This window comes from Pseudomonas gingeri (assembly GCF_013385635.1).
GTDB classification, from domain to species: domain Bacteria; phylum Pseudomonadota; class Gammaproteobacteria; order Pseudomonadales; family Pseudomonadaceae; genus Aquipseudomonas; species Aquipseudomonas gingeri_A.
Genome location: NZ_JACAPR010000020.1, coordinates 17,189 through 30,150, shown reverse-complemented (window position 1 = coordinate 30,150; position 12,962 = coordinate 17,189). Strand labels below are relative to the sequence as shown.

The window sequence follows — 12,962 nt, the reverse complement described above, 5'->3', positions numbered from 1 at the left end:
AATAACGGAAGTTCAACCATGAATGAAGAGTGGATTCTCCAAACCAAAGAAACTCGCAGAGTATTTTGTAACGCGACATGGGTTCCTTTGAGAGCGTCTGTAGAAGACAAGAAAGGAGATTTAAAAGAGATAGGTCATGTCAGTGAGTATTTCGGTTGTGGCTCGGTTGCATTCCCTCCAGAACATCGAGTCTTTGTAGAAGAGCGCCTTGGCTGGAGCGACATAGGAATAGGGCACACGGTCGCCCCGTATGCGTACGAAGATGGATATTATGCGTCAATCGATCAATATCAATATAACGATAAAGAGCCGATCGGCTTTAACTTGGTTTACGTGCTGCCGCAACCCGTCATAGGTGGCAATAAATGGATATTGAGTCCGGATCTCATCGTTGCGCTGCGTCTCATCAAAGAAGGTGATAACTGGGTTAGACCTGAAGAAAACTTCGTAGTAGTAGCTCGCGAAACCTTCGACGCGAACGGCGAACATCGTCTTATTGAGATAAAAAGAGAGTTTCTAATTGATTATTTGGCAGCTAGAAATTTGTCACTTCGCCTATCGTATTATCGACAGAGAGTAGAAAATGTCGCCGCTTTGCAGAATAGCAATTATTCAAATTTGCAAACACGAAGCGAGGAAAGAGATAACGGCAGGTTCGAGCTAATCGTTAGGGATCTCAATGACGTGTTCGGGGGAAGCTGGGCGATGTTTCGTGCTTGGAGGACGGACGTCGATGAGGATGAAGACGCTCCGGTGATGGGGCCTGAAAATGATACGAACACAGGCCATGAAAGCTCCGATGGGCAACGTGGAGGCTATGCAGGCGTTCGAGTCGAGGGTGAGTTTTGGCGGGAGGAGTGGGTCGACCACCAATCAAAAAGCCAGCGCGTTCGTGGAGATACCGATCAGAACCTCCCTCAATTCATCGTGGAAACTGATGGAACTCGAATGCCATCACGGGCGCTTAGGAACGAGGACATCGGTCGTTGGTTATGGTTTCGGGCGAGCGTTGTCACTGAGCTTCTGAATAACCGCGGCTTTAAGTTGACCTGGTACACTGGCGAAACTGGGGCTATTCAGTCCACATCAGGGTATAAAACTCACTTTGGGATCAATAGCGCTGACCTGATTACTGTCTACGCCAATGACATCGCACGCTTGGCCTCGTGGGAACAACATGTTTGGGCAGCACATAACACTGCTCCAGAAGGGAAAGTCTCAAGCGAGTTGCTAGAATCGCAGGTAAAGGCAAAACCAGCATCTACACATGCGGTTGAAGAACTATTCTTTGGAAGCATGAGGCTTCTAGAGGATGGGTTTCGGGAAAAATACAATATATCCTTATTTACCCATGACATTAATGACACCGAGGCCGGACAACAAATATCTAGATTTTCGAGCAAGGATAGACCAACCCTACTCAGATTGGCCAAAGATATTATTCGAGTATTCTCGGACAGACTCAACGTGCGCGAATTACGCAAGCTTTCTACACACGCGGAGAAAGATAAGCTTGGCTCGAATAAATTGCTACAAAGTATCCTGGCTCAGAGTATTGGAACCGACGGCGCCCAGCGAGTGTTTGCTGAAATTGCCGGTGCTTATGACATGCGAGTGGGAGATGCGCACCCTACTGGTTCGAAGGTTACAGATGCGATCAAGCTCGCGGGCGTCAATGAAGATAACTCGCCCTTACGGCAAGGAGAGCAGCTAATTCACAACGTTGGGCGGTCGATTTGGTATACAGGAAAATACTTGTTCGGCGAGCCTGGTGGTCTAGTCGAGTAGCAGTTAAGGACGCTGGGAAGATTAATTCTTCCCCTCGGCTCGCCTGGCACTCGTCCGCGAAGCCGCTCGCCAGTTTAGCGCAGCGGCTTCGCGCGCAGCGATAGCAATGCCAACGCTGAGATGGTCGAAAGCTGCCTTTTATGATCGTCCGCTTCTGGCAGATTGTCGCCCGGCGTGAAGGGCTGCAATGGGTCGGAAGCAGCCTGTCGTGAACGGCTGCTAACGAGCCATTGCAGGGGTTCAGTTAACCATAAGAAGCCATGGTCAAAGTGTTCAGGGCGAACGAAGCTAAGCGTTGATAAAAGGGCTCGTCGCGGAAGGCCCTTGTGTCCCTTTTCTATGCATCACTAGAATCGCACACCACTCATGTACTTCCCCGAGGCACACTAGCTTTTATCGGCTAATATAAGGTGGCAAAATGATCTTAGATTGACTTGTCACTTCTGAAGCATCCACCCCTGAACCCAGTACAGAGTCCCCGTTATATCTGGCATCTCGTATAATCCTTTCGATAGTTGTTTCTCCTCTAAATAATGAAACTATGATGTCAAAATACCCTTTAAGAATATGTTTGATCTCGTGCTGAATTTCGTCCGGATGAATAAGTGAGCTGCCCGGATACTCAGTCATAACTGCTTTATTGACGACCCCCCAATCTCCACTTAAATCAAAATAGAGAATAGGATAGTGATAGTCCTGTATTGTGGGTAGAACATAGTTAATTCCATCATGGCTTGCTTTCACTTGCAAGCCTGCTGGCTTTCCTGACACGCTACTAGAACCAATACAAAAAAGTTGGTTTTCTGTGTTGTCTTTTTCAACCCATACAATGTCCCTTTGAGTGTCACTTGGGTTGTAGTGCTGCTTGAACAAGTTTTTGGTTCGTGCCGATCCTGTAGCAACTGCAATGTAGTCATCCAGTTTCTTATGAGGCCGCACTCCGTAGCGAGCATGCATACCTAAGGTGCGATTAACCTGCGGGTATTTGTTGCACAGATTTACAACTAATGATTCGGCTATACTGCCAATAAGTCGAGTCGCATCGGCATGGTGATTTCCAGTTAAGACATGAGTCAGAACAAGATTTTCAGAAACATATGATTCTTCAATCAATACATCCAAAAGTGTACTGCCATAAGTGGCAATCTGAACGTCGATCGAAGGTTTTTGGTAAAAATCAGATAGTGATTGAGCGTACTTGACCTCGCCGGATTCACCTTCTACGACTACCTTTATCCACGGCGGTATGAAAATGGACATCAAAGCTCTCTATCTTCGATTGAAGGGTGGTTCGCCCACGGTATGCGACAGCGTAGCTGCACTAACATTAGAAAGCCACCGCTCCCGCCTTTTTGTACGCATCAACTAGATTTCATGCCAGGCAATACCCGTCTCGCTATCTCCGGCTGTGATTGAAGGCCGACGAATGAACGCCCATTGCATAGATTAGTCTGGCAGGAATGCCGCAATCAGCCTCTATCGACGAGCCGCGCTGCTCTGGGCGTCTAACTGCCGGCCTTTGCCATTAGGGCGCGTACATAATTTTTCACCCTTAGCCCCGCCCCAAAAACCAGGCCGGCTTCCAAGCATCGTAGTTTTACACCGGAAAAATAAGATGCGGCGCTCTCAGGTGGTTATGCCCGAGGTGCTTAGCAGTGTGCAACTGGTGTCATCGTGAACCCGATATTCAAACACGTCACCGGCTCACACTTATGACCTTCGCAGGCTTTGCGCTGGTGAATTGCTTGGACTGAAGGTTGAGAGGCCCCCTATAGTCGACGAATAGCGTGAGATGGTGAGGGGCTGCTTCTGGCCGACAGACGTCTATCATGACGGGCAGATGCCGACCCGAGCTGACATCCTGACCTTGCGGCGGCAGGCAGTATAAGTGGAGTCGGGCTTGCACTCCGGTAACAGGAAGGTTGACAGGGCTGGAGGGATGTCAAAATGACACTATCGATTGGCGGGTGTTATGCTCGATTCCCTAACCAACCATGCTCATGGGTAGCTTATGTTTTTACGTCATCCACTCTCGTCGATCCTCTTTTTGGCCTTGTTGGTTACAGGTTGCGCGAGCCAACCTGTTTCCCTGAAACCAGCGGAGCCGATCCACGTGGAGCCCCTGGGCCAGAGTCTGCCTCAGACTAGTTTACGTACTGTGTTGATGAACCAGATTATCAGCAATGACCCCGTTATCATCTCGTCGCTCAAGCCGGTACTCAGCGCCAATACCGACAACGATGGGCGTATTGCCGCGCTACGAAAGAAAGACGGTGGCGTGCTGCCTGACGGTTACTGGACCCTTTACAAGCAAAACTTGGAAGCGCTCCAGTACGACCTAAATCACCAGCACGACGCCGCACGAGCCCAGTACATCGAAACCTACCGCGACGAGTTGAGCCGAGTAGACGACGGTACACTTCAAGCCATGGCCACGTCACCAAAAGCCTTGGATGAAAAGATTCGGCGCCAATGGAGTGCTCGCATGAGCGATAGAGCCGCGCGCTACATGGTCACCAGTGAGCAATCACTGAACGCCGCCACTGATGCCCATCTCAACCGCATGGCGTTGATGGATCGGCAATACAACGTATGCTCGCTTAATCCCGAATGCTGGGATACACCGGTTAAAAAGTGATTTGATTCGATCGGGCCTTTTTCGTAAAAAGCTACCGATCATCACGGGCAGCTTTTGGCCGATAGCAGGCGCTGCCAGAAGCGTTCCTGCAACTGAACACTTAGCTCCTAAAACTGGATGAGTGCCTCTGGCGAAGGTGTCGTGTACTCACTCCTTCATTCGCAGGTAGGGATTGTCATAGGGCACCTCACTGAAGATCAGCAGAGGATCCTTGAGCAGATAGCCTTTGATGTTCCGGGTTTTGCGTGGGCCCTGGACCTCGCAGATCCATATGTTCTCGTCGGCTTCACTCCTGTGGTGTACACCCAGTTTCTCGAAGCAGCGTTGTAGCCAGCGCCAATCAGTGGTGCCTTGCAGCTTTGCAGCCCGGGCGACTTCGGGGTGCTCGTCGGTGTAGCACTGAAAGATGCCTGGGGAGATCAGAAAGGCTGTACCGGCCACGCTATGAACCTTGGCGGTCGCATTGTTGACCGTGATCCTGTTGGTGAGGATGCCTTTGCGCAGCCACTGGATGAAGGCCTTGCCCAGGGCGTCAGCGGGCGTATCGGACGGTGAGGATCGGGCAGTGGTTGGAGTGGTTTTCCTCTTCGGCAACGCAGGGGGGACGGCGGACTCGGGAACGAGCTTGGCCGGCGGCTCAAGGACGTCATCCGCGGGCCTCATTGAAGGGGCTGGCACGTAGGCCGGAACCTGATCAGCGTGGCTGTCGGTGTCGTGGTGGGTATCGTTCTGTGCCCATTGCGGAGCATGATCGTCGTGATCCGGGACATCGGTGATGTAGTGAGGCGGCGTTTCGAATGCCATCTCCTCCTGTGCATGGGGTTGAGGCCAATCCGGTGTTGTGTCCCAGCTGGGAGGCAGCTCGGGTGGACAAAGCTCAGCGGTGGTGTCCCGGGGTGTTTCGGCGTGACCGGTAGGCTCGCCCTCCTCGCTCTTCTCGGTGGTCACCTCGACGGTGACTGAGCCCGCAAAGGCCGGTGGTCGTTCGGCCTTTTCCCAGATCAGTGCAGGTGCCACCTTGAGGAAGGTCAGGGTCTTTTTCCATTTGCCGTTTTGAATGGTGGCGGTCCAGATCGCCTGGCCTTCGGGGTTGACCTGAATGATCGAGTTGTCTTGAAGGATGTTGAACAGGATGGGGTTCGAAGACGGAATGCCCTCCGCGCCCTGGGACAGCAGATGAGCCCGGAGTTTGTCGGCCACCGTCTTGCTGACGAGCCACAGCGCGTCCTCGGTCAACCAGCCGTCCGAGGCACGGGCCTGGTTGAGTTTCAGTTGCTCGCAGACCAGGTAACGCAGGCCTTCGATCAGCCGCCGTTGCAGAGATGATTTGGGCGCGGCCAGGGCTTTGGTCGGGTTGCCACCCAACTCCTTGGCGATCGATGCCTGGTCCGCCTGAATGACCAGCTCCCCCAGAAGACCGGCGTGTTCGTACTGCCCGGCCATGACATAGGTCAGGGCACTCCAGGGCTCACGGTAGGTGATCAGCCAGTTGAGGGTGGCGTGAGGCAGTATCTGGGTGAAGAGCAGGCCCGCCGAAGCGCCGTGGAGCTTGTAGGTGCGGTCTTTGACGTACCTGAATCGGTACGGTCGGTTGAGTGGCCCCATCCAGGGGTGCCATAGAGCGCCATTGGACAGCTCCACCTCGACATCGACGATGATCTTGCCGATGTCGTGCAACAGGGCCGCGTAGGCAATGGCCACGGTCCAGGCCTCCGTTTGGGCAGCCTGGGCCTCAGCCCCGGCCCCTATCGGCAGCAGGTGGGACTGTCGCAGCTTCAGGGCGTAGACCATGATCTCCAGGCCGTGGTCGAGCATGCCGCCGGGATACGCATGATGATGGTTTTCCGAGGCGGGCAATTGCTGGACCAGTTCGGCGTAGCGCTCGATGGGGACCCGATAGAGTTCCTCGAATTGCTGGCGTGACAGGGAGGTACGCTGCCAGATCTGCCCCAGGAGTTTTTCCCGGCGCGGGGTGGAGAGCAGCTCGGTCGCCGACTGGGGCTGGAAGTATTCGGCGGGGAGTTCGCCCTTGTTCGGGGTGGGAGGTACGGAAGGTTTTTTCAGCAGCCAGCGCCAAATCATTCAGGTGTCATCCGTGCTCATGGAAATACGGTCCTTTTCCTTTTCGGTTCCAGGGAGGCCTTTTCGGGTAGGCCTTTTACCCTTCGCTTTGCTTCCCTTACTCCCCTTTCCTTTTCTCCTTTGCGTTATGACCTTTTCAGGCCGATTGCCTCCATGGGAAAACGGGGTTGAGGCGTGAGGGTTTTGCCAGAGCCTGGTGATGAAGTGAGTTGTCCTACGCGCACCATCGAAGAAGCGGACTGGACCTTCATGGATTGCTTTCCCATGCTGGAGGCGTGTTCTGCTGGCATTGTCAGCGACATTTCCGGGTAGTCATGATCTAGGAGGCTACAGCGCGTTCTTCGCGTTGATCGACCCAGGCCGCTGTCGCGTTCAGTAATGCGGTCACTTCTCAGCCTTGCTGATGAGCGGACGCATGCTGCACCACCCGTTGGGGGAAGTTACTTTCCCCTCGGGGTCGGTGCTTCCCCCTTTCCATGTTGAAAAGGAGAAGCACATGAGTGAGATCAATAGCGAAGAAAAGAAGTACTTCAACCAGCACACTTACGGTTTGGGGTATCTGAGCAATGTACGGACGATTACGCCTCCCAAAGGCGATCCGTATCTGCTGGTCAAAGTGGGGGCGCTGTATGGTCCTGAGGATGATCGCAGCTACACCTACTTTGACTGCCGAGTGATCGGTACCGCTGCAAAAGAAATCGTCAAAAAGTGCGCCCATGCCATCAACTCAGGCGAAACCGTCCTGGTACGGTTCATTCTGAGTGGCATCTGGGTCGTGCCCTTCATCCATCAGCAGGGCGAGAAGCAAGGTCAGCCAGGAGCGAGTCTTCGGGCCAACCTGCTGTCTGTGCTGATGGTGATGATCAACGGCGACGTGATCTACACCGCGCCACCCAAGGAAGAAGACGCTGATTCGGCACCATCGGCACCTGCTGCTGAGGCTGAAGCCATTGACTCTCCTGACGCGGCGCAGGCTTCTGGTACACCGGGTGTTCCTGAGGCCACCGTTGCAAGGGCTGACTCGATCCCACCGGCAGACGCTGATGAGGTTGGGGGCAGTGAGCATCCGGGGGCTATTGAGGCGCCAGAGGTATTGGCATCGTCGAAGCAATCGGAACACCTGACAGGCACACAGCACGTGGCCTGACCTTCACGCTTTCAAGGCGCCCTCACCGGCGCCTTCTTTTACCCGCGGGGGAATACGTTTCCCTCGGGAAAGGTATGCCTCCTTGATGTTGGACGGAGGTCAGTACATGGGTATTTCTATCACTGTGGCCGATGGCGTAGCACCTGAGGCGATGTCGTGTGCCGAGGAAGATCGGGTGATTGAGCGGGCGATGCAGATCCTGGATCGCCGGTTGTTCACACGCGAGGGTTCGTTGCTTAACCCGTTGCAGGTCGGCAGCTATCTCAAGATGAAGCTGGCTGCGGTGGACCATGAGGTTTTCGCCGTGGTCTTTCTGGACAACAAGCACCAGATCCTGAAGTTTGAGGTGTTGTTTCATGGCTGTATCAACGATGTACGGGTTCACCCCCGGCAGATCATCAAGCGAGCCCTGGCACACAATGCCTCGGCCCTGATCGTGGCGCATAACCATCCTTCGGGATGTGCGCTGCCAAGCGAAGATGATCGCAGGCTGACTCGGCACCTGAAGAACGCCCTCGAGCTGATGGAAATGAGGTTGCTGGACCACATCATCGTAGCCGCCGGTTCTCCGTTATCCATGGCTGAACGAGGCATGCTGTAAGCCCGATAAAAGCGTCCACCGGGCGCTTTTCAAGTGACACGCGCCACTGAAGAGGTCGAAAGGCACGATCAGTGGCAGGTCATAAACCAAGCTTAGGCCTACAGCATCCTAAGCAATGTCTGACTGTTCGACTCCGTGGTTTTGAGTCGACTATCAGGCATGGATTGATGTCGTTAGGAGCGTCACCCAGGTAGCCAGGATCTTCAAGGCTACGGTGCGCTTCGGGCGCACTGATCACCCCAAGTTTGCCAAGCAATCGCACGTGCGAACGGTCGTCGAGCTCAATCGTCGACACAGTGCTTGGCCCCACCGACGACGGTCACTCACCGTCAGGTGGGTGCTCGTTGTCGCACGCTGACAGCAGGAGAAACTATGAATCCATCGGCTGTATTTTTCGATGTTCTACAATCCGCCAATGTAAGTCGAGACGACGCAAAAGCTGTTGTTGAAGCTTGGGAGGCTGAAGTGCAAACACTGGCATCAAAGTCCGACCTCTCGGAAACAGAGGCACGACTGAACAGGTCAATTTCAGAGCTCAGGGAAGAGCTTCACTCCTCGATCAAGGAGCAGGGTTACGAATTCCGCTTGGCGATCGAGAAACAAAGCGCCTTGATTGAAAAGCAAGGCAGTGATTTTCGCCTGGCGCTGGAAAAACAGGGAAATGACCTTCGCCTTGCGATGGAAAGACAAGGTAACGACCTTCGAATATCCATGGAGAAGCAAGGCAGCGATCTTCGGGAATCACATTTAAGCCTGGAGTCGAGATACAAACTCGCCAATTGGCAGTTTGGCATCATCATTCTCTGTCTGGCCATACCGGTAGGCAGAGAGCTCCTCAACTTCCTTGCCAACACCTTCAAGTTCTGACGGCACGCTTCAACCCTCGGCTGACAGGCTCCTGCCTGTAGCCTACCAGCAGTAACGCACGGGCACTGCCCATGCGCTGATGTACCACCTATTTTGCCCATGCGGGGAACACTCCCCGTGCGGGCGACGTGTCTCTCCGTTTTGGGTTTTTCTGGAGAGACACATGAAGATCGAAACGCCTACTGAGCAACAGGCACAGCTACTCAAACTGCCTATCGTTTTCAGTGAAAGCGCCTGGTTTGAAACCATTTACATCCAGGGGCCTTTGGCTCGAGTGCTGATGTTTATACGTCGGTGTGATGCAATCCAAGCAGCCTACGAGGCGATTTGTCAGTGCACCTCGGACGAAATCCCGGCGTTCTATGACTTCGGAGTTGAGTGTGATGTTCTTGATGGAAATCGACTGGAACTGCGCCTTGCCGTCGTGCGTATGCAAGGGCAACTCCAGGGGCTGCAAATCATGCTCAGGCATGAGGTCTATGTGCCTGAACAACGTGTGCCAGGATTGTTCTTCGCTCCTGGCCATATCCTGACAACCCGAGGCGTGGATGCGCTGAAGGAGCAAGGTCTGCTGGATATATCGGCCTACCTGCGCCGTCACCTTATCGGTGATTGGGGGGACCTGGGCGATGAAGACAAGCAGGCCAACGAGCAGGCGCTGTTACATGGCACGCGCTTGTTCTCAGCGTACGAGGTGAAGGCCGGAGAGGAAAACAGGCTACAGATCATCACCGAAGCGGACAGAAGTTTTACCACGCTGATCCTGTCCTCGGAGGACTGATTCACCACCCTACCCCAGCCTAGCTGAGGCTCATGAACCGTCTGCTCACCTCTTGGGGTGAGTAGGCGGTTTTCTATTTTTGACAGGTGTGCACTGGCGTCTCAGAGTGGCGCACGCGGTCCGTCAAGCAGCCATTCTCCAACTCGACACTGGGCAGGCCTAAGCATCCAGAAGACGGGTATGAGTAGGTACACGCATCCACTAAGACCTCTTCAGTCCAGATCATCAACAGCATTCGAGATTTGCTGATCGGTCCGGTCATTGGGACGGTACAGTACACCGCAATATAGCTGGCCCGTGATCAGATCTTTGTTAGGGTCTAATGTATTTACGAGAAGGAGGTTATATGCCACGGGATCCTCAATATCCTCTACAATCTCAACGTCTGGGTTGCTGCCCATTTTATGACTCCATTTATTCGGGCCGTATCGATAAAAATGAAAGTCGTAGTGCTCTGCATACTTATTGATAAATATTGCTATCGGATAGCTTAAGGCACCTGCCACGTCCGTCAACCCATCTCTGCGACACGCTTCCATGACTTTTGCTTTGGCCGACTCAAGAGTTCCGTCATGATCTATTTCGACTCCCGCACGGACGTCTTTGTTCATGGCAATTGACCCAGGATCGAAGTTAAGATTGACGTTCCAAGCATAGCCATAACAGTTGGCACTTTCAAAAGGCATCTCCCACTCCCTTGTTAAAAAACCTCACTCTATGAGTTATGCCAACCACCATCATCGTTTGTCTGTCCTCGCACAGACTGATTGTGGTGATGACCCGTGTTTCATGTCGGCAGATCGGAAACCACGTCTCCTATGCAATCCTACGTCGCATCCCAACTCCACCAGCCCTGAGGACCATAGACCTGGTTGAACCATTCCGCTTTGCATTTTTTGATCGAGGTAGTCGAGCGTATTCATGCCGGAGATCTCCAAAGGAAAACCTCCTTCATGTCCGGGAGCCTAAATCAGGGCAGAATTCGAATGCGGCGGCGTCATAGCACAGCGGTATTTCGAAGCTGAGTCAGGCAGAGAACAATTTCCCCCAAGATGGACGTGTACTCGGAGTCGAAGAAGTCCAGTGTTCGCTGATATGTATTAACGTGAAATGTATGAGAGGGGCACGAGGCTGGTTTGACCGGTCTCGACAGAGAGTTGTGCTATTGCGACAATCAGCACGTATTGCAGGTGTTTTTTATTTATCCCCACAATGTTTAAGACCAAGCTTCATACACTAAAACCAGAAAACCACTGTTATCAATCCTAAAAAACATCAAACTGCTTCAACGCGACCATCACTGCAATGATTAGAAAAGCAAATCCTGTCATGGTGGTCCATTGAGCTTGCGCAGTACTAGCAAACCAAGAACCTCTGGAGGGGTACTTGCCCAACGTCACCAACTTGACTATCGGCCACCCAATAGGAAAGCAAATAGCAGTGACAATCAAACCTGCCAATACATCTCCCATTCAATAGCGCCTCCCTCTATCCATTAGCAGCCCCCACAGCATACCTACACACACTAAAGGCACCTAGAAGTTTTGCTTCTACAGCCGCCAAATACGGCTTGTAACACGGCCCTGTCAAACACTGCTTTCGAATGCGCCTTTTTCGGTTCCCTGGCAGATCAACAGGCTGAGCAGGGGGGGGTGATTATTTAGGTAGCTCAGGTAGTTGGATGTCACGTTCACCAGCCATGACATCCCAGCTCCACCACCCCAGAGGACCGTAAACCCGGTTGTACCATTGGGTCTTGCGAGCCTTTTGCGCAAGGTAGTCGGGGGTGTTCATGCCGAAGACTTCCAGGGGGAAATCATCCTTCATGTCCAGGAGCCAGAAGTCGGGGAAGAACTCGCACTCGGCAGCGTCGTAGCGCAGTGGTTTTTCGAAGCTGCGGCCGGCGGCGGTCAGTCTTTTCTCCAGGGTGGATTCATAGTCGGAATCCAGTGGTATCCAGCGCTCGCTGATGTGCATCAGCGCCAGGTCCGTCACCTGGGCGCTGGCCTGGGTCTTACCGGCCTCGACAGAGAGTTGAGCGATGGCCATGACACGTTCGCCGCGCTTCCAGGCGCCCATCTCGGTCCTGAAGCGCTTCTGGGCGTCTTCCCATACCTCAGGGGCCATCTTCAGGTACGGAATGCCATAGGGGCCTGCCAGCGGCAGCTTGGGCATTGCGGCGTCGTGCTTACTGGTGTCAAAGCGTGCCAGGGGCGAGATGACCACGGCACGTCGGCCTTTCTTGATCACTGCCTCCACAACGGTCCTATTGGCCGTTTCAGCACCGGAGCGCGGTGTAGCGCACAGCAGGAGCACTTCGCTGAGCATCACTCGACCGGCCTTGATGCGTCGTGCCGTCTTGCGCAGCACGCCATGGATCTGGCCGCTGTTGCGCTTGCCCTCCATGGCTGGGTACCAGATGTTCAGTCGGGCTTCCTGCCACAGCAGGCAGAGCAGGCCCAGGAGTGTCATGGAGCGTTTGCGGTCGCCAGCGGAGGGTCTATGAATGACACCGTCCCTGCCGGCACTGCCAGTCCTGGCCGGCAGCTCGACCAAGCCACGGGCCAGTCGGACCCGCAGTGTCCCGTCGTCGCCCTCCTCGACCACACCGGCTTCATAGCCCTGCATGCCTGAGCGCTCAGGTGCTGGGGCGTAGTAGCGACATTCGTTGGCGTGCTCGGGGCCTGTACCGGCGAATCGGGCCAGGTGGAAGCCATCGGTTTCATCGCGGCGTTTGATCGCCAGCTTGCGCTCGCCCTTGCCTGGGCAACGGCACACGGCGCGGGTGCGGCCATAGGCTTTTTCGAGCACGGCTTTCCAGCCGCTGGCGAACTCGTCCTGGGTCTGGAAAGCCGTCGAGAAGGGTTTGCCGTCAATCACGACCGGGAATCGCTCATACACCATGCCAGGGCTCTCCTTGCCTCAATCGATCATTCAGCGGGCGCTGTTGATCGACTGTAACCTGCCAATGGTGCAGCTCTAACTGCCAGGGCGTTACAAAGTATTTAATACTGGGGTACGCGCATCTAGGGAGGTAACCGGCAGCCCACTATTACGG

11 protein-coding genes are annotated in these 12,962 nt (G+C 53.9%); 6 read left to right on the top strand and 5 right to left on the bottom strand.

The window, feature by feature from the left end:
* Window positions 1–18: 18 nt before the first annotated feature.
* A complete protein-coding gene (locus HX851_RS45005) occupies window positions 19–1,788 on the top strand; it encodes a hypothetical protein (protein WP_177066087.1) in 1,770 nt (589 codons plus the stop codon).
* A 393-nt stretch (window positions 1,789–2,181) separates the two neighbouring features.
* Here the strand turns inward: HX851_RS45005 and HX851_RS45000 are convergent, their stop codons facing one another.
* Window positions 2,182–3,048 carry a hypothetical protein gene (locus tag HX851_RS45000; protein WP_256262854.1) on the bottom strand — a complete coding sequence of 289 codons (867 nt, stop codon included), beginning with the start codon at window positions 3,046–3,048 and terminating at the stop codon, window positions 2,182–2,184.
* 904 nt (window positions 3,049–3,952) lie between these two features.
* On the opposite strand from HX851_RS45000, the gene HX851_RS44995 reads away from it, so the two are divergent.
* Window positions 3,953–4,426: a hypothetical protein gene (locus HX851_RS44995; protein WP_256262853.1), complete on the top strand. Its 474-nt coding sequence runs from the start codon at window positions 3,953–3,955 to the stop codon at window positions 4,424–4,426.
* Window positions 4,427–4,573: 147 nt separating this feature from the next.
* On the opposite strand, the gene mobH is transcribed toward HX851_RS44995, so the two are convergent.
* The gene (gene mobH / locus HX851_RS44990; protein ID WP_177066092.1) at window positions 4,574–6,508 is read right to left on the bottom strand and encodes a MobH family relaxase; all 1,935 of its coding nucleotides are present in this window, start codon (window positions 6,506–6,508) and stop codon (window positions 4,574–4,576) included.
* A gap of 496 nt (window positions 6,509–7,004) precedes the next feature.
* Between mobH and HX851_RS44985 the strand changes: the two genes are divergently transcribed.
* The 4 genes from HX851_RS44985 (at window position 7,005) to HX851_RS44970 (ending at window position 9,904) form a co-directional block, all read left to right on the top strand.
* Window positions 7,005–7,655 (top strand): DUF3577 domain-containing protein, encoded by a 651-nt coding sequence (locus HX851_RS44985; RefSeq protein WP_177066091.1) that lies wholly within the window; start codon window positions 7,005–7,007, stop codon window positions 7,653–7,655.
* A gap of 106 nt (window positions 7,656–7,761) precedes the next feature.
* Window positions 7,762–8,256: a RadC family protein gene (gene radC, locus HX851_RS44980; RefSeq protein WP_042935502.1), complete on the top strand. Its 495-nt coding sequence runs from the start codon at window positions 7,762–7,764 to the stop codon at window positions 8,254–8,256.
* 372 nt (window positions 8,257–8,628) lie between these two features.
* The gene (locus HX851_RS44975) at window positions 8,629–9,123 is read left to right on the top strand and encodes a DUF1640 domain-containing protein (RefSeq protein ID WP_177066090.1); all 495 of its coding nucleotides are present in this window, start codon (window positions 8,629–8,631) and stop codon (window positions 9,121–9,123) included.
* Window positions 9,124–9,286: 163 nt separating this feature from the next.
* Window positions 9,287–9,904 (top strand): hypothetical protein, encoded by a 618-nt coding sequence (locus HX851_RS44970; RefSeq protein WP_256262852.1) that lies wholly within the window; start codon window positions 9,287–9,289, stop codon window positions 9,902–9,904.
* 212 nt (window positions 9,905–10,116) lie between these two features.
* Here the strand turns inward: HX851_RS44970 and HX851_RS44965 are convergent, their stop codons facing one another.
* The 3 genes from HX851_RS44965 to HX851_RS44955 all read right to left on the bottom strand — a co-directional run bounded on the left by HX851_RS44965 (window position 10,117) and on the right by HX851_RS44955 (window position 12,808).
* Entirely contained in the window at window positions 10,117–10,590 is a 474-nt protein-coding gene (locus HX851_RS44965; protein ID WP_177066089.1) for a hypothetical protein, read from the bottom strand.
* A gap of 579 nt (window positions 10,591–11,169) precedes the next feature.
* Window positions 11,170–11,376: a hypothetical protein gene (locus HX851_RS44960; RefSeq protein ID WP_177066088.1), complete on the bottom strand. Its 207-nt coding sequence runs from the start codon at window positions 11,374–11,376 to the stop codon at window positions 11,170–11,172.
* A gap of 184 nt (window positions 11,377–11,560) precedes the next feature.
* The gene (locus tag HX851_RS44955) at window positions 11,561–12,808 is read right to left on the bottom strand and encodes a DUF1173 family protein (protein ID WP_177066086.1); all 1,248 of its coding nucleotides are present in this window, start codon (window positions 12,806–12,808) and stop codon (window positions 11,561–11,563) included.
* Window positions 12,809–12,962 lie beyond the last annotated feature (154 nt).

Bases quoted from the DNA above. Each gene is read 5' to 3' on its own strand.
- HX851_RS45005 (WP_177066087.1), top strand. From the start codon at position 19: ATGAATGAAGAGTGGATTCTCCAAACCAAAGAAACTCGCAGAGTATTT.
- HX851_RS45000 (WP_256262854.1), bottom strand. From the start codon at position 3,048: ATGTCCATTTTCATACCGCCGTGGATAAAGGTAGTCGTAGAAGGTGAA.
- HX851_RS44995 (WP_256262853.1), top strand. From the start codon at position 3,953: ATGAACCAGATTATCAGCAATGACCCCGTTATCATCTCGTCGCTCAAG.
- mobH (WP_177066092.1), bottom strand. From the start codon at position 6,508: ATGATTTGGCGCTGGCTGCTGAAAAAACCTTCCGTACCTCCCACCCCG.
- HX851_RS44985 (WP_177066091.1), top strand. From the start codon at position 7,005: ATGAGTGAGATCAATAGCGAAGAAAAGAAGTACTTCAACCAGCACACT.
- radC (WP_042935502.1), top strand. From the start codon at position 7,762: ATGGGTATTTCTATCACTGTGGCCGATGGCGTAGCACCTGAGGCGATG.
- HX851_RS44975 (WP_177066090.1), top strand. From the start codon at position 8,629: ATGAATCCATCGGCTGTATTTTTCGATGTTCTACAATCCGCCAATGTA.
- HX851_RS44970 (WP_256262852.1), top strand. From the start codon at position 9,287: ATGAAGATCGAAACGCCTACTGAGCAACAGGCACAGCTACTCAAACTG.
- HX851_RS44965 (WP_177066089.1), bottom strand. From the start codon at position 10,590: ATGCCTTTTGAAAGTGCCAACTGTTATGGCTATGCTTGGAACGTCAAT.
- HX851_RS44960 (WP_177066088.1), bottom strand. From the start codon at position 11,376: ATGGGAGATGTATTGGCAGGTTTGATTGTCACTGCTATTTGCTTTCCT.
- HX851_RS44955 (WP_177066086.1), bottom strand. From the start codon at position 12,808: ATGGTGTATGAGCGATTCCCGGTCGTGATTGACGGCAAACCCTTCTCG.